The sequence below is a fragment of the Gardnerella sp. DNF00476 genome, from assembly GCF_049262735.1.
Lineage (GTDB): Bacteria > Actinomycetota > Actinomycetes > Actinomycetales > Bifidobacteriaceae > Bifidobacterium > Bifidobacterium vaginale.
Window position 1 is genome coordinate 869,821 of sequence record NZ_CP058401.1, and the last position, 17,153, is coordinate 886,973.

A 17,153-nucleotide genomic window follows, 5' to 3' on the forward strand; every position below is an offset into this window, starting at 1 on the left:
ATCGATGTTGGTTTGCAAACGATGTCGAAGAGTGCGATTTCTCAACACCTCACTGGATTGAGGCACGCTCTAGCTAACCATTATATTAAGTATTGATATCGTTTGCAATATTGGCGATTTTCGTGGCATTTAACAAAAACCGCAGAAGGTTAAATACCAACTGCGGTTTTTGTTATTTGTTATTTGCGCATATTTGCTGCTACTTACTTGCGGCGGATTCGCATAAAGTGCCATCCTGCGCCGATTGCTGCGATTCCAGCAGTGATGCTTCCTGCAACAGCTGCGATTAGCGTTGTGCTGTTGCCAGCGGCGTGCTCACCGTTGTTTGCGCCAGATGACTGAGCGCTCTTATCGCTGCTATTGTCTTCGCTCTTTGAGTCTTCGTTCTTGGACTCTTCGGATTCCTTCTGATTTTCATCTTTTGCAGAATCGTTAGATGTGTTCTTGGACTCTTCGCTCTTTGTTGTGTTTGCGGAGCTTGCTGTAGGAGCAGCAGATGCTGCAGCACGAGGCGTGCGTGCAGGAGTCTCTGCGGTTGCTGGCGACTTAGCAGTAGCATTTTCTACGAGTTCTTCTGCAGCTTTTGCGGTATGCGTGGACTCCGTTTGGTTCGCTGGAACAGCACTGTGCTTAGGTGCAGCCTGTGGCGCAGACTGTGATACAGAAGGAGCCGAAGCCTGTGGCGCACTTGGTGCAGCATTGTTCTGTGGCACAGTCTGCGGAGCGCTTGGAGCTGGAGCTGGCTGTTTTGCGCTTGGTGGCGCAGAAGGAGCCGGTTCCAGCACCTGTGGATTTGAAGCCGCTGGAGGTGCTGGTGGATTAAGCGGAGCTTGTGGCTGCACCTGTGGAGCCTCTTGTGGAGTCTCTTGTGGAGTGCTTGGAGCTGGAGCAGGAGCTGGAGCAGGAGCTGGTGTAGAAGGAGTTGGCTTCTGAACCTGTGGATTCAAAGATTCCTCAGCCTTAGATAGCATCTGATTAGATGAGTCAATCTTTGATATGCCAGAGTTCATTCTTTGAATTCGACCGCTTAAGCTTTGCTCAACTATACCAAACGCAGAATTTGATGCAGCAAATTTTGCAGTGTAGCTGTTTTTGACGCTAGGTGGAAGATCTTTGATTGTATCTTTAATCTTTTCCTTAATTTCTTCTGCTTGTTTCTTTATATCAGCTATTTTTTCGTTTGTTTTATTTACTTTAGATATAACTTCTTGTGCTTGTGCTTTAGCTTTATTGAGTCTATCTTTAGCAAGATTAACAGCCTTCTTTGCTTCTTCAAACTTAGTTTCAAATTCTTTTAGCTGATTTGATAGTCGCTCAGAATCTGCTTCTGCTGTTTTAATATTTTCTTCAGCATTATCTTTGTTTATTCTAGCGTTTTCAAGATTAGCAGTTTCTTCCTGAACTTTTTTCTCTGCTTCTTGTGCTTTGCCTATTTCTTCCTGCAACTTACTAGCAGATTTTTGAGCAGCATCAGTAAGCTCTTCTAACTTAGACTTAGCAGTGTTTAATGATTCTTCTGCTTCTTGCTTAGAACCTTCTAACTCTTCTATAGTCTTCTTATACTCAGCTATTTCGGATTCTTTATCTGAAACTTCTTTAGCTAATTTTTCAGCCTCAGCATTCTTTTCGTTAGCAGCTTTTCGAGCATCTTTTGCGTCATCAGAAACTTTTGTCAAAGAATTTTTCTCTGAGGTTAATTCTTTAATTGCAGAAGATAATTCGCTAATTTTTGCAGACTTGTCAGCTTCAGCAAGTTCTTTCTGAATCTTTTTGGCTTCTTCTGTAAGTTGTTCCGCGCGTTGCTGTTCTTGTGCAGCAGCCTTCTTTAGAACATCTGCTTCATCTTGTGCTTGATTTTTCTTTTCGGATAAATTATTTATTTTTTCTGCATTGTCAGTACTGCCGAGTCTTCCATTAGATTCGAGTTTGCGAATCTCTGCCTCATAATTATTTATTTCTGATTGCTTGCTTTCATATTCTTTTTGTTTTTGGGCAGCAGTCTTCTTTGCTTCCTCAGCATTACGATTTTTCTCTTCAAAATTCTTCTTTAGAGTATTAATTTTTTCAGAATTGTTTTTGTTTTCTTCTTCTGCTGTATTTAAATCTTTTTGTAATTGTTCAAGTTTTGGATTGAGACTGTTAATTTTAGAGTCAGCTTCATTTCCAGCTGATTCCTTTTGCTTTGCTTCTTTTTCAAGCTTTTCAGCTTCTGCCTTAGTGGATTCAGAGTTTTGCTTGGCTTCATTTAAGGCAGATTCAAGTTCAGACTTTTTAGACTGCTCTTGTTCTAGAGCCTTTGAAGTCTCATCGAAATCTTCTTCCTCGTCTTTAACGACTTCATCTTGTTTGTCTTTTTTCTCTGAATTTATTTTATTTACTTGTTCGGCATTTTGCTTAGCAGCATCAGCCTCTGCATTAATTCTTTTGGCGTCTTCTACGGCTTTAGTCTTAGATTCAATCTCTTTTTCGGCAATAGACTTCTTCTGTTTTGCTTCTTCTATATCTTTTTCAGCTTTTTTAATGCCTTCTTCAGCATTTTTCTTATTTTCTATAGTTTCAGTAACTTTTTTATTTGCAGCTTCTGCCTGAGCTTTAGCGTTTTCTATTTCTTGCTCTACTGCGTTAGTGTCATTATTTGTTTCACCAGAAGCTGTGCTTGCTTCAGATGTTTTTTTTGTAAGTTCTTTAACCTGTTCATCTGCTTGAGACTTAGCTTTCTGCTGAGCCTCAGTTAGCGAGTCGTCGCCAGCTTTTGGTGCGGACACAGGTTTGCCAGCGTCGCCAGTAACAGGCGAGTTAACGGTTTGTGGTTTAAAATCTTCTGGACCGTAAGACACAACATTGCTAACAGCATCAAAACCAGTGTCGGATATGGTCTTAACCTGTGCTGCTGGATGATTGGACGTATCTGTTGTAGTCGCGTCGGCTGCGTTGGCAGCGTTTGCAATGCTTATGCTTCCAATAAGAGCCAAAGAGCTTGCGCCCAAAGAGATAGCGGCTGCAATCTTAGCGTTCATATTTACCTCATTCTTCAAATCATTTAGGTTTGGGTGTGGGGGTATTTGTTTAATTATCAAGTTGTAAGATCAAAGCGCTGGCATACAATCCGTGTCTGTATTGCGTCTCTGTCTTGTTTCTAGACTTTCTACTCTTCTCTACTCTGCATATTTCTCCACTTTGCATATACACAATAGGGGTATAAAGTATAAAAGTTATTCTAACAGAATCACAGGAATAATTCGCTCACTTTGGCAAGTTATAAGGAACAATTAAGGAAATTACAAGGATTCGCCTTGAAATATTAGTATCCGACTCAGTATTCGAAAATATTGGGTTATTCCCCAAAATATTAATATTCAATCATAAGCCAAAAAATAATCCCGACTTTGTTCCCAAATCACAGGAATAAGAGAACAAAATCGGGATAAATTGCGAGCCGAGCGCGCTCAAGAACTCAAGCAATCAAGCGCACTTGCGACTCAACACAACGAATGTACGCGGCGGCACATGAACCGCACGCTGAGAGCCATTATCATCGCACAGCATAGAAACGCAGCTGCCAGAGTCGTGCCCCGTCCACTTAGCAAAATACTCAGTGGAATCCAACACGCAGCGCCACCGGCTTGCAGATTTAGCAGGCAAATCAATTGTTGCAGACGCATCATTCATAGGGTTCACACACACAATCAAGTCGCTTCCAATCTGCTCCGCAAGAACAGTATTATCAGACGCAGTAAGGTGAGTGCGCTGAGCATCATAAAACTCAGCATTCTTAGCGCGAAGTTTTATAAGCGCACTATACCATTCTACAAGCGGTTGGAATCGCTCAGCTCTAGACCAATCAAGCTGGTTCATAAGAACGCCGCGATTATAAGAATTATCACAACCATGCTTAGTGCGACCAAACTCCTCGCCGCCAAGCATAAACGGCATACCAGCAGAACACAAAATCAATCCAGCACTGAGAATATTAGCACTGAAGATGTCTGCAACGCTGTTTGGATCGCTTGCGTCAAAATCGCAGCTAGACGCGTTATCGCGCATAGAAATACACAGCTTATCCCACAAAGTCAAATCGTCGTGAGCAGAAACATACTGCACAATCTGACCAACACTCTTGCCAGCACAAGGCATACCACGCCAGCCATTAAACGCGTTACGAACAGGATCCGCCGTCCAGAACTCATTGCCGTTTACATAGCCGCGGTCGCGATGATCCATAACGTTGCCCTTAAGCGTGTCTCTAGACTCGTCGCTAAACCAGCCGATTCTAGAATCAAGGAAGCCGCGCCCAGCTTTATCTCCCATAGGGCAATCATCGGCTACAGCTGCAGCAGCCGCACCCCACGGCTCGCCATACATAAGAATATCTTTGCCGCCATCAAGCTTATCTAGTTCGGCACGAATCATGTTCAAAGTTTGCGCATCCGCTAAGCCCATAAGGTCAAACCTAAAACCATCCACATGGTAGCAGCGCGCCCAATGCAAAATAGACTCAATCATAAAACGTCTAAACATTGGGTGGTTGGAAGCCATTTCGTTTCCGCAGCCCGATCCGTTTGCAAATCCGCCGTCATCCTTGCGCCTGCAAAAATAGCCAGGAGCAACGCTTTCAAACGCGTTCGACGCTGCTTCAAACATGTGATTATAAACAACATCCATCACTACGCGCATGCCATTCTTGTGCAAAGCGCCAATCATTGCCTTGCATTCGCGGATTCTTGCCGTTCCGTCGTACGGGTTGCTGGAGTATGTGCCTTCTGGCACGTTGTATGCGTGAGGGTCGTAGCCCCAATTGTAAAGCGAATCAACGCTTTTGCCATCTTTGCGAGCAGACGAAATCGCAACCTCATCCACAGTCGCAAAATCGTAGATTGGCATTAGTTGAACGTGAGTTACGCCAAGTTTTTTAAGATAGTCGATTCCAGTAGGGAAGTTGATATCCGCATCTAAAGTCGTATGCGAATCTGTAAAAGCAAGATACTGACCGCGGTGTTCTGGCTTAAATCCGCCATTTTTATTGCTGCTAAAGTCTTCAACGTGCATCTCCCACACAACAGTTGCATGGCGCACAAATTCTGGCGATTTGTCTTTGTGCCAGCCTGCAGGAGCAACGCGGTTCTCGTCAATAACAAGGCTGCGCTCGCCATTTACGCCGCTAGCAATGCCCCATGGGTCGCTTGTGCGATTCACTTTTCCATCTGCAAAAGTAACAAGAAAGTCGTAGTAAACGCCATCTAGCCTTTGCAATATTGACGTTCTCCATGCTCCGTCGCGCAATGGCTTCAAATCGCGTGTTTTGAAAGGTTCACTGTTGTTTCCTGTTTCAAAAAGTCGCAGTGTTACGCACGATGCTGTTGGCGCCCAAAGCGTAAAAGTGGTCGATTTTTCGTTAAGCGAGAATCCGAGCTGCCCCGAATAAACTGGCCATTGTGTTGAAGGTGTGAACGTCATGAATATATCCTTTTGTATTTTATTAAATTATTTAGCATAAAATACGAAGGCCGAAACGCTTTTAACGCTCGGCCCCCATATTTCACCAAACTTTACAATTAATGCAGAGCTTACTATCCCTTAACAGAGCCAGACATCGACTCTTCGTAGAATCGTTGCATAACAATGAACAGGATTGCGATTGGAATGGAAACGCACACAGCTCCAGCGGAGAATCGTGCGAACCAGTGATTAATGTATTCTCTCTGCAACATTTGGTACAAGCCCAAAGCCACAGTGTAATTATCTTGAGTACGAGCAATCGTCTTAACAAGAACGAAGTCAAGCCATGGACCCAAGAAGCTAACAATAGCCTGGAACACAATCATAGGCTTGCATATTGGAAGAATAATCTTATAGAATACTTGCCAAGTTGTGCAGCCATCCAAGTAGGCGGCCTCGTCCAAAGACTTTGGAATCGTATCCATATAACCCTTCATAACGTAGAAGCCCATGCCGCTACCAGCAGAGTAGACGATAATCAGGGAAATAAGAACAACGGAGCCATTCGTTAAGCCAAAAGCCTTCAAAATGAAGTAGATAGCAATAACTGCCATGATGCCTGGGAACATGCCAAGAATCAAAGCAATGTTCATAAATGTCTTACGACCGCGGAAGCGTAATCGAGACATGCAGAACGCTACTACAAGCACGAAGAACAGAGAGATAATGCACACGAAAATAGACACAATCAAAGTGTTTAAGAACATGCGTGGGAAGTCAAGAACTTCTCGCTCAGTAAACAGCTGAATGTAATTATTAAACGTGTACTTAGTTGGGAAGAACGTTGTCTGGTATGGAGCGGTGTTTTGGTTAAAGCTTTCCAAGAACACCCATACGATTGGCGCGAGCCAAATAATAGACATAATAATCAGGAAGATATGAGTGACGATATCTCCGATTATGCGGCGCACGCGCTGATCACGCCAGAATGGAACGCTGCGTGTACTATGCACAGTTTGTTCGCTTTGCATAAGATCCTTCTTATTACTCACCGGAATCCCTCCTCATTCTTGTAGGAGCCAGAGTTGCGGTATGTTATCAAAGCAACAATCGCAAGCACAATGAATGTCATAATGCCGATTACCGCGCCCATGCTGTAGTTATCTTTATCAACCGTAAGCTTGTACAGCCATGTGATGAGCAAATCAGTCTTACCTGCCGAAGAGCCGATTGGTGTTGGCTCGCCACCAGACAAGAGGTAAATAACATTGAAGTTGTTAACATTGCCAGTGAACGTTGTAATTAAGTATGGAGTCATAACAAAGAAGATGTATGGCATAGTAACGTTCATAAAGCGCTGCCACCAGCTTGCACCGTCAAGTTCTGCTGCTTCGTAAAGTTCTGCTGGAACATTTTGCAAAATACCAGTGATTTGCATGATTGTGTAAGGAATACCAACCCAAAGGTTGATGAGAATAACGGTAACCCTTGCCCAAGTTGCATCCTGGAAGAATGGCAGTGGAGAATGAATCCATCCAGAAGAGATGAGAAGACGGTTAATAGCGCCATCTCTTTGCAGCATGCTGTGCATAACGAGCAAAGACACAAACTGTGGAACTGCGATTGTAAGCGAGAAGCAGATGCGCCACAAGCTCTTAAGGCGAGTGGTGCGCCTGTTAATAATCATTGCCATAAACATGCCGAAGAAGAAGTTCAAGAATGTAGCGAAGAAGGCCCAAACAAGGGTCCAAATCAAAACATCGAAGAAGATTCCAGCATTAATGGTTCCAGTTGTGTTTCCAAGAATCTTAACAAAGTTGTTTAAGCCAACCCAGTGGAAAAGAAGTGTGTGGTCACGGTCGTAGTTTGTAAACGCCATTGAAATCATGAATGCTAATGGCAATACCGTAAACAGAACAATTCCAGCGGTTGGAAGAGTCATAAAACCAACGTGCGCGTGGCGGTCGAGCAAAGATTCAACATCTTTAACAAAGGTGATAGGCTTTTCTCCGCGCTTTACAAAGGATTGAGCCTTGTATGCGCTGCGCAAAGACAAAGTAGCCAAATAAACTAAAACAATAATTGCTGCAATGCTCATAACGCCATACAGCAAAATCTCAACAGAATTATCTCCAGCAACGTAGTGCCAGAAGCCGTTAATCTTTACTCTGCCTTGCTTTCTAGTGCCGAGAGTACCGAATTTTGGTAAATATTCCGCGCCAGTTGTGGCCAAGAAGGCAAGAACTCCAGCCTCGCATAGAAGAAATACGAGACCTTTCACGTACTGTTTGCGAACGAAGTTACCAAAACCGAAGATAATTATCGAAACCCAAGACAGTGCGTCTGCGTGCTTTGCAGCCTCCTGTAGTGAGTATTGCGAAGGAGCCACAAATTCATCGGCAGAAGGTGCCTTCTTTCGCTTCCCTCGCTTGGTGGATGTCGTGCCAGTCATGACATGCCTTTCCGTAAAATTGTGGGGCTTATACAAGCAAAGAACGCCCCGCCCCGATTTACTGTTCTTAGGGGAGCGGGGCGTCCTTGCCGTGTTTTTCTAAATTTAAATTCTTGTAAAAGAAAATAATATTTAGAAAATAGTTTGTAAGTTAATACTTACTTCTTAAGAGCTTCCTCAAAGCCCTTCTGGAAGTCTGCAATCTTTGCAGCGGCGTTGCCGTCGTTGACTTCCTTGTTGGCCAATGCAGTACCGAAGGTCTTCATTGGATCCCAGAAGGCACCCATTTCTGGAACGGTTGGTTGCAAGACAGAAGTCTTAGCAATGGTGTTCATCTGAGCAACAGCGGCTGGGTTATCCTTAACGAGATCGCTCAAAGCCTTAGCAACTGGGATGTCGCCGTGAAGCTTGTACATCTGCTCCTGGGATTCTTTAGAACCGAGGAATGCAGCGAACTTAGCGGCCATCTCTGGAGCCTTGGAGTTAGGGTTGTAAGCAACAGCCTTAGAGCCAGCGAAGGACTTCATCTGGTGCTCGCCGTCTTCGGACTTAAACTTTGGAAGTTGAGCAGCAGCGTAGTTGTCGCCCAAAGCCTTCTTTACGTCGCCAGCATCCCAAGAGCCAGAGAAGTAAGCGTCAACAGTGTGGTTCTTAATGCCAGACAAGCCAGCGCCATCGCCATCCATTACAAAGTTCTTGTTCTGAATGAGCTTTGCAACATACTTAGTGATTTCGGCAGCCTTGTCACCAATCTTGATGCCAGCCTTGCCGTCGTTGCTCTTCTCACCGAAGAGGGTCATGTTGCCATCAAGGTAGAAGCCTGGAAGGTACCAAGCGTTGCTAATATCGAAAGCAACCTTGCCCTTTTCGAGCATCTTATCGAGGGACTTAACGTCTTCGTCGGAGAACTTGGACTTATCGTAGTACATGAACCAAGTGTTGCCCATGTATGGAACGCCATAAAGCTTGCCATCTTGAGCGGTTACAGACTGGATGATGGTCTCATCGTTGTCTTCCTTAACCTGCTTTGCAGCGTCATCGCTCAACTCGCCAATTGCGTTTGCCTTTACCAAGTCGCCGAGCTGATCGTTAGGGAACAGATAAACATCGGCAGCGGCCTTAGCATCTTGCTTAACTGTCTTAGCAGCATCTGGTGGTGCAACAACAGCATTCTTAAAAGTAACTTCTGGGTGATCCTTCTGGAAGGCTTTCTCCATAGCCTGAATCCAGCCGCCAGCCTTCTGATCTTCGGAAGAAGACCATACGGTGAGCTTTACTGGGTTCGACTTGCTGCTGGAGCCAGCATTGGTGCTAGAACCGCATGCAGCAAATCCAAACATAGTGGCGATTGCGAGGCCTGCGCCCAGCACTTTCTTCATATTCGTCATCCTTGACCTCCTATATCATGCCAGCTTGGCATGTTCTTTGGTGGCATAGTAACAAATTTCATGTGGCGCAACTTTGACGTTTTGCTGCGTTTTTGCAGCGTCACATTTATTGTTGAAATCTGTTTATAAGCAATGTGTAGTATACACGTATATATTGTAGTTGGCAAATCATGTTGCGCGCTATTAGAAAAATTTCCGTCAAAGTCGGTTATTCTTGATAAGAAGTTGTATTTTATTCTGTAAATCAGTAAATTTATCGGAATTTTATTATTGATTGCTAAATGAGAATCGACGATTTTGAGCTCAGTCAAAGCGGAAAGTTTTCCCGATTTTGTTGTTCAACATGCTGTTTAGAGCTACAAAGTGCGGAAGGTTTTTCCGTGTTTTGTTGCTCAAAATGGCAAAATCAACAACAAAAAGCGGAAATATCGTTTGCGTTTGTTTACGTTTTGGGTTAAATGGGAAACAAAAGCAAGAATGTTAATAGTAAAATAGAACCAGATAAGTCAAGTCAAAATAAAAAAGATAAAATAAGTAAAAAGATAAGTCAAAATAAAAGATAAGTCACGCCAACAAAACCAACAAAACGGGGGAAATATGCAAAACGAACATGCGCAATGGCTGCGCGACGCCGTATTCTACGAAATCTACCCACAAAGCTTCTACGATTCAAACGGCGACGGAATCGGCGATATTCCAGGCATAATCGAAAAACTCGACTACGTAAAATCACTTGGCTGCAACGCAATCTGGTTAAATCCTTGCTACGATTCGCCATTTAAGGATGCAGGCTACGACGTGCGCGACTACAAAAAAGTGGCAGCACGCTACGGCACAAACGAGGACTTGCAACGTCTTTTTAGCGAAGCGCACAATCGCGGAATGCACATTCTGCTAGACCTTGTTCCAGGGCACACAAGCGAAGAGCACGAGTGGTTTAAGCAAAGCTCGCGCGCGCAAGAAAACGAGTTTAGCAAGCGATATATTTGGACAGACAGCGCGTTTAGTGGCTATTCCATGCCGTTTATTGGCGGAGAAAGCGAGCGAGATGCCACGTATATTCTTAACTTTTTCAAATGCCAGCCAGCGCTAAATTACGGTTTTGCGCATAGGGATCGCGCGTGGCAATCCGCGCCAGATTCTAATGAGGCTGCGCAAACGCGTGCCGCGATGGTTGATGTTATGCGATTCTGGCTTGCGCTCGGTGCGGACGGATTCCGCGTAGACATGGCGGATTCGCTTGTAAAAAACGACGACAACAATGGCGAAGGAAGCCTTGGCAAAGACAACACGATTCGCGCATGGCAAGAAATGCTGGGCACTGTAAAGGCCGAGTATCCGCAGGCTGCTTTCGTTTCGGAGTGGGGCAGGCCGCGTCAGGCGCTGGCTGCTGGATTCGACATGGACTTCTATTTGAATTGGCGCTGGGATGGGAATCCTAACGGTTACGCGCGCTTGGCTCGCGATGTGGATAATGCGCTAGATAGCAATCCCGAGCACGACCACAGCTACTTTAATGCGCGCGGCGGTGGCAGTATTTGCCCATTTTTAGACGATTATTGCCCACAGTATGAGGCCACTTGCAACGAGGGCTACTTTAGCTTTATAACGTGCAATCATGATACTCCGCGCCTGGCTCCGCGATTAAGCGAGCGCGAAAGGCGGATTGCGTTTGGCATGATTCTTACAATGCCAGGTGTGCCGTTTGTGTATTACGGCGACGAAATCGGCATGAAATACCGCGATATTCCTACAAAAGAGGGCGGTTATGCGCGCACGGGCACGCGTACGCCAATGCAGTGGGATGATTCTAAGAATTTTGGATTCTCCACTGCCGCAAAGTCGAAGTTGTACTTGCCTGTTGAGGTGCGCGAGGATGGAAGAACTTGCGCAAACTCGCGCAAGCAGGCCGTGCAAAGTGGCGAAATTCCAACGGTTTTGGGTCAGGAGCAGGATGGCGATTCGCTGCTTAACTGGGTGCGCGCGCTGATTGCTTTGCGTCATGAGTGCGCGGCATTGCACGCGGATGCCACTTGGCGAGTGTTGCACGCTCCTGTGGATGGTCGCAGTTTTGCGTACGAGCGATGTGCGGCTGAGTCGAATGTGTCGGATGGCGAATCCTCTACAGATAGATGCATTGTGGTTATGAATCCTGGGTTAAACGAGGAGACGATTGCGCTTAGCGCGCTTGCAGGGCTTACGCCAGAGGCGATTTTGCAGCCGCGGATTTCGGTTGGAGCGGTTGCTTGCGATTCTTCCGCGCTTAAACTCGGCGCGCAGTCCTTCGCTGCGTTCCGACTTGCATGAGCGCTTAAAGGGTAGCGCGCGAATGCAATTCGGAGCGCTGAGCTTGCTTAAGGTTGAAAGCACGGTGTGCTTTCAACGCAAGCGAAGACGTGAGCGCGCTGTAACGCGCGAACGGTTTTTCCGCACTTTGTAGCTCAACACGCCGATTAGAGCTACAAACGCGGGAAACCGTGCACTACATAGATAATGCAGAGATTTAAGTTAGGGTTTGATACAATTGCAATGATGTCAACGCTGTTGTCAATAACGTTGCAATGACGGCAAAAGCTTATACGCACTCAACGCACGCATGCGAGCAAGAGGTGAATTATGGACGCGCTAAAACCAAAGATCCGCGCAGACAAGAACATAAAAATGGGTATTACGCTCAAAAAGTTCAAGCTGCTCGGCGCTGTAATGATAATGCTCAGCGCATTTGGCACAACCGTGATTCCGCACCTTTTTGGCGGCCTTTCCAACTCCAACATGTGGAGCCTCACGGCTGCCGTAGTGTGCGAAGTTATAAGCTGGTCGGCTCTGCCGTGGTATGCGTGGCTGCTCGTTCGCGGATATCAAAACACGCATAACCTCAACCTTTACACGCTCCGCCTTCTTGTGCTTGCGCTTATTTGCGAAGTGCCGTACGACTTTACAACCTTTGGCTGCGCTTTCGATATGCGCTCGCAAAATCCAGTGTTTGGGCTTGTTATTGCGCTTTTTGTGCTTTCGGGAATCGACATGGTTCGCGCGCGTTTTAAAGGCGCTCAAAAAGTTGCGTCAATCGCAGTAATCCTGGTTGCAGGAATATTGTGGAATCTTTTCGGCAAAGTCGGCTTTAGGCAGAATATTTTTTGGGGCGGAGCTTTACTTTTAGGATTTGTTTTGATTTTTAGATTCCTAGAAAACCACGAGATTCGCATGGAACTGATTGCTGGCGCTTTCGGAGCAATGTCTCTTTTGGCGCCAGGCGTTGGCGTGGCTGTGCTGCACTATCGCAGCCCGTATGGCGATGGACCTAAGCAAACTAAGCAATTCCGCTGGCTTATGTATGCGTGGTATCCGCTTATGCTTGTAATCGCAAGCTTGTTCACGATTCTGCTTTAGGTGCAGCCGTAGAATTTCTTATAATAAGTTGCACTGGAGCTGTAAGATGTCTTCGCGCTACAGCTTTACCTTCTATAAGAGATATCGCAATGTTCCCAGCTTGTTCTGCCATTGTTTTAGGATTTTGGCGGATTGTGGTTAGTCCAGCCTCTTTTGCATAAGTGCCATTGTCGAATCCTATAATCGATAAATCTTCAGGCACGCGAATTCCTAATTTTTGTAATCTAAACAAGAACGGCATTGCTGTTGAATCCTGGTGGAAGCATATTGCAGTAGGGGGATTTTCTTGTGTAAAAAGCTCAGAAAGAGTGGCATCTATAGGGTCATCTTTTATGTCTATTGGCAGTACTTTCCCTTGTATTCCATAAATATTGTTGCACACGTTTTCAAAGCTTGTTATTCTTCTTGACGAGCTAAAGCGGAAAGATGAACAAAAATGCTCATACACGTATAAAAGACGCTTATGCCCTAATGTTGCTAAGTGTCGAATCGCAAGTTTTATACCCAGAGCATCGTCGATTCCGATTGATGCAGAAAGCACTTTAGAAGCTGTGCAGTTTATTCCAACAATTGGTACGTTTATGCGTTGTAATTGTTCGGCCTCATTGCTGCTTATGTCAAATGACGATACGATTATTGCGTCTGTGTTTGCGCGTAAGGGCAGTTCTTTAAAGAAGTTTTTTCTTTGTTCAACTCCCTCTAAAAGGTGTATTACAAGGTCGTAGCCATTTTTGTTCAGTACGCTATTTAATCCTTCTATAATTGCTGAGCTAAACCATTCGATTTTACTGCTTCCAATTAGTAGTGTTATGCGATACGATTTGCCTGTTTTAAGCTCTCCAGCGGTTCTAGAAACAGTGAAATCCATTTGTTCGGCTGCGCGCATGACTTTGGCGCGTGTAGATGCGGAGACTTTTTCTGGATGTGCGAATGTTCTGGAGACGGTTGCAATCGATACTCCTGCCAGTGTTGCTACATCGCAAATACTAGTTTTTGACAAGTCGCACCTCTTTTAAGTGTTTTAGCTGCAGAGTTTTTAACTGCATCTCTTTTAATCACCCTGCTTCTAGTTATCATAAATGAAAAGGTTTACATTTTTAGACACGCCGCCTAAAAAGTATTTATTCGTGCAAAACTAGCTTAGTATTAAGGATTCAAAATGAAAACCTTTACATTTACATTTTTAATGTTTGACCGAGTCAAACTTAAAGCAATATTATAAAATTACCCATCAATTTCACGAGGAAGTGGAGTAACAATGAAGATTAGAAAAATATGCATATCCTGTATAGCAGTTTTGGGCATGATTTCTACGCTTGCCGCATGTGGGAATAATGGTGCAGCAGGAGTAACAGATACAAAGAAAGACAAAGGCCTAGCTGTTATGGGTCAAGCTTTAAAGTATGACCCAAATCATTTAGTAAATCAAGGAAAGCCAATCCAGCTTGAGTATTGGAGCTGGGGAGACGCGTCCACTGATCCAATTTACGACATGATTAAGGATTATCAAAAGATTTATCCAAATGTAAAGTTTAAGACTAAGAACGTTGCTTGGGATGATTACTGGACAAAGCTTCCACTTGCTCTAAAGGGAACAAAGGGCCCAGCTTTGTTCAATATTCACAACTCCAAAGATGAGCTTATTCGCCCATACGCTGCCGATTACAAGATTGACAAGGCTGCTATGGAATCGGATTACGCAACGGCTAGTGCGCATGAAGATGCTAAAGGTAATGTAAAGTACATTGATTCCGTAATCAATACGGGAAACATCTACTACAACAAGAAGCTTTGGAAGGAAGCTGGCTTAACTGAGGCAGATATTCCTGCTACTTGGGATGAGTTGCGCGAAGTGGCGAAGAAACTCACTAAGTGGAACGGTTCCAAGATGGAACAGGCTGGATTTAACGTGAACGGCGATGCTTATGCTGCAATCAATCAAGGATTGAACTATCAGCGTGGTGAACTTGCTTTTGATGAAAGTGGCAAGAAGCCTAATTTTGACAACAAAGTCACGCGTGAAAACATGAAGTTCTTGAAGAATTTGTACGACAAAGACAAGGTCATTTCTACCGACTTTGGCACGGATTACACGCAAAGCTTTGGAAACGGACAATCTGGAATGGTTTATGCCTGGGGATGGCTCGAAGGTGTGCTAAAAGAAAAGTACCCAAATATTGAATATGGAGTCTTCCCAACTCCAACATTCACAAAAGAAAAGCCATTTGCGTACGATCGCTACAATGGAGAATCCACTCCAGGAATTAACGCTCACCAGTCAAAAGATCAGCAAGAGGTTGCTCAAGACTTTATTAAGTTCATTCTCGCTAACGATGCGTTTATTCGCTCGGCAGTAAAGCATTTGAACTCGTTCCCAGCAAAGAAGTCTTTGCAAAACGATCCTGAGATTCTAAAGGCTCCAGTAATGGCTGCGATTCAGCCGCGTGCAGATCGCCTAATCTGGCCAGGAATCACGCCTTCTACCGTGGAAACAAGTAGCAAGGCTGCTTTCCAGAACGTTATGCAAAATGGTGAGTCTATTGATGATGCAATCAAAGAGGCTCAAGCAACAATGGTTAAAGATATGAAGAATTCTAAGTTTACGTCTGCAGAAAGTAAGTATGAGTTCTTCAAAGAGCACAAGTAAAAACAAAGCAGACTAGTTAGATAGTTGTAAATCGTAATCACTGTGCTCAGTAGGTAAGGCAAGGAAAATCATGAAACAAGTTAATCAGGATTCTCATTTGAGCAAAATGAGAAAACATAATGGTGGTATGTCAAAAATAAGCACTGCTCTTTCTCGAACCTTCTCCTTTCGGAATATAGCAGTAGTGTTTCTGATTGTTTATTTTGTGATTTTTCTTGCCTATCCAATATATAAGGCTTTTGCAGGCAGCTTCCATGAATGGAATCCGCTTGTTGGAACATACAATTGGGTTGGGCTGGATAATTTTAAGCAGATTTTAGTAGATAAGTTATTCTGGAAGTCCATTGCAAACACCGCAATCTTTACGTTTGTATCTGTTGTATTCCGCGTTATTCTTGGCATTGGTTTTGCAATGTTGTTAAGCTCCAAGCTTGTTAAGTGCAAAGATACTCTGCGAGGTCTTTTCTACATGCCAACAATTACGCCGTTGGTGGCAGTGAGCTTTGTGTGGATGTGGATGTTTGACCCGCAGTTTGGCATGATCGATAGGATTACAGGCTTAAATATCAACTGGTTGCACAGTTCCACTTGGGCTATGCCAGCAATCATAATAATGACAATTTGGAAAGACTTTGGCTACGCAACGGTATTATATTTGGCTGGATTAATGAATCTGCCAAAAGATGTTTACGAAGCGGCAGAAATAGACGGCGCTAATAGCGTGCAAAAATTCTTTAGAATAACAGTTCCATTGCTAAAGCCAACAACACTTTTTATAGTAATCACATCTATGATTGGCTATATTCAAGCGTATGTTCAGATTCTTGTTATGACCAATGGCGGCCCAGGAACATCAACGTACACAATCAGCTACCTAATTTTTGATCAAGCGTTCCAAAAGTATAACTTTGGAATTGCATCTGCAATGAGCGTCATTCTGTTTATAATCACTGGAATCCTAACATTCATAATGTTTAAAGCGTCTAAGGATAGTGAGTTAGTATGAAAAAACAAAATCTTAAAAAGAGCATTATTGGATGGTTTCTAACAATATTCCTATTCTTATTGTCTTTCTTAACAATCGTGCCATTTATTTGGATGTTTGTATCTTCCTTTGCTCCAAACAGCGACATTGTGCGCATAGATGGTGGGCTGTTCCCAAAGCCAAGCACATTTGGGAATTACGTTGGGATTCAAGAGAAATTCGACTTTTTGAGGCTATTCTTTAACTCATTGTTTATATCGGTAGTTAAAACGGTAATAGCCATTTACACGAGTGCCGTTCTTGGATACGTATTTGCAAAAATGAGATTCCGTGGCAGAAATCTGCTTTTTGGAATAGTAATAAGCACGATGATGGTACCGTGGGCAGTAACAATCATTCCGCAATACGACATGATGACTAGCTTTGGTTGGCAAGACACGTATCGTGCACTTATAGTTCCAGGCTTAATAAGCGCATTTGGAATCTTCTTATTCCGACAATCAATAAGCGGAATATCCGACGAATTGATTGAAGCAGCAAAACTAGATGGAGCTTCGGATTCTAGAATATTCCACAGAATAATTCTGCCAATGAGCCACAATACTATTGCTGCGCTCGCAATCTTTACGTTCTTGTGGAATTGGGAAGACTATTTGTGGCCATTCCTTATGATTACAGACGAGAAAAAGCAGCTTCTTGCAGTTGGATTGAAGACGTTTAGCGGAAGATTTGGAACTGACTACGGCGGTTTGTTTGCTGCGGCATCGCTTGCTATTATTCCTGTAGTAGTAGTGTACTTGGTGTTCCAGAAGCAGTTTATTGCTGGAATTTCAACCGGCAGCGGTAAGTAGAAAA

The 17,153-nt window shown here is 44.1% G+C and carries 11 protein-coding genes; 5 read left to right on the forward strand and 6 right to left on the reverse strand.

What is annotated here, in order from left to right; all coding sequences use genetic code 11:
• Positions 1-203: 203 nt before the first annotated feature.
• The 5 genes from HXT25_RS03570 to HXT25_RS03590 form a co-directional block, all read right to left on the reverse strand.
• Positions 204-3,017, reverse strand: a complete 2,814-nt coding sequence (locus HXT25_RS03570) for a hypothetical protein (RefSeq protein ID WP_004113783.1) — start codon at positions 3,015-3,017, stop codon at positions 204-206.
• Positions 3,018-3,462: 445 nt separating this feature from the next.
• On the reverse strand, positions 3,463-5,454 hold the full coding sequence (gene pulA, locus HXT25_RS03575; RefSeq protein ID WP_422118676.1) for a type I pullulanase: 1,992 nt from the start codon (positions 5,452-5,454) through the stop codon (positions 3,463-3,465).
• 113 nt (positions 5,455-5,567) lie between these two features.
• Positions 5,568-6,488, reverse strand: coding sequence for a sugar ABC transporter permease (locus HXT25_RS03580; protein WP_116286192.1), 921 nt, complete (start codon positions 6,486-6,488; stop codon positions 5,568-5,570).
• Positions 6,485-7,888, reverse strand: a complete 1,404-nt coding sequence (locus HXT25_RS03585; protein WP_016636334.1) for a carbohydrate ABC transporter permease — start codon at positions 7,886-7,888, stop codon at positions 6,485-6,487. The genes HXT25_RS03580 and HXT25_RS03585 overlap by 4 nt, the downstream gene beginning before the upstream one ends.
• A 158-nt stretch (positions 7,889-8,046) precedes the next feature.
• On the reverse strand, positions 8,047-9,276 hold the full coding sequence (locus tag HXT25_RS03590) for an extracellular solute-binding protein (protein ID WP_016636333.1): 1,230 nt from the start codon (positions 9,274-9,276) through the stop codon (positions 8,047-8,049).
• A gap of 597 nt (positions 9,277-9,873) precedes the next feature.
• Here HXT25_RS03590 and HXT25_RS03595 point away from each other — a divergent pair.
• Positions 9,874-11,583 (forward strand): alpha-amylase family glycosyl hydrolase, encoded by a 1,710-nt coding sequence (locus HXT25_RS03595; RefSeq protein WP_422118677.1) that lies wholly within the window; start codon positions 9,874-9,876, stop codon positions 11,581-11,583.
• Between the two features lie 309 nt (positions 11,584-11,892).
• Positions 11,893-12,666, forward strand: a complete 774-nt coding sequence (locus HXT25_RS03600; protein WP_014554832.1) for a TraX family protein — start codon at positions 11,893-11,895, stop codon at positions 12,664-12,666.
• Here HXT25_RS03600 and HXT25_RS03605 read toward each other — a convergent pair.
• Entirely contained in the window at positions 12,650-13,666 is a 1,017-nt protein-coding gene (locus tag HXT25_RS03605) for a LacI family DNA-binding transcriptional regulator (RefSeq protein ID WP_422118678.1), read from the reverse strand. The genes HXT25_RS03600 and HXT25_RS03605 overlap by 17 nt on opposite strands.
• Before the next feature lie 258 nt (positions 13,667-13,924).
• On the opposite strand from HXT25_RS03605, the gene HXT25_RS03610 reads away from it, so the two are divergent.
• The 3 genes from HXT25_RS03610 (at position 13,925) to HXT25_RS03620 (ending at position 17,149) form a co-directional block, all read left to right on the forward strand.
• Positions 13,925-15,313: an extracellular solute-binding protein gene (locus tag HXT25_RS03610; protein ID WP_004118145.1), complete on the forward strand. Its 1,389-nt coding sequence runs from the start codon at positions 13,925-13,927 to the stop codon at positions 15,311-15,313.
• Positions 15,314-15,383: 70 nt separating this feature from the next.
• Positions 15,384-16,319, forward strand: a complete 936-nt coding sequence (locus HXT25_RS03615; RefSeq protein ID WP_014554831.1) for a carbohydrate ABC transporter permease — start codon at positions 15,384-15,386, stop codon at positions 16,317-16,319.
• A complete protein-coding gene (locus HXT25_RS03620) occupies positions 16,316-17,149 on the forward strand; it encodes a carbohydrate ABC transporter permease (protein WP_004113800.1) in 834 nt (277 codons plus the stop codon). Before HXT25_RS03615 ends, HXT25_RS03620 begins: the two co-directional genes overlap by 4 nt.
• The last annotated feature ends 4 nt before the right edge of the window (positions 17,150-17,153 follow it).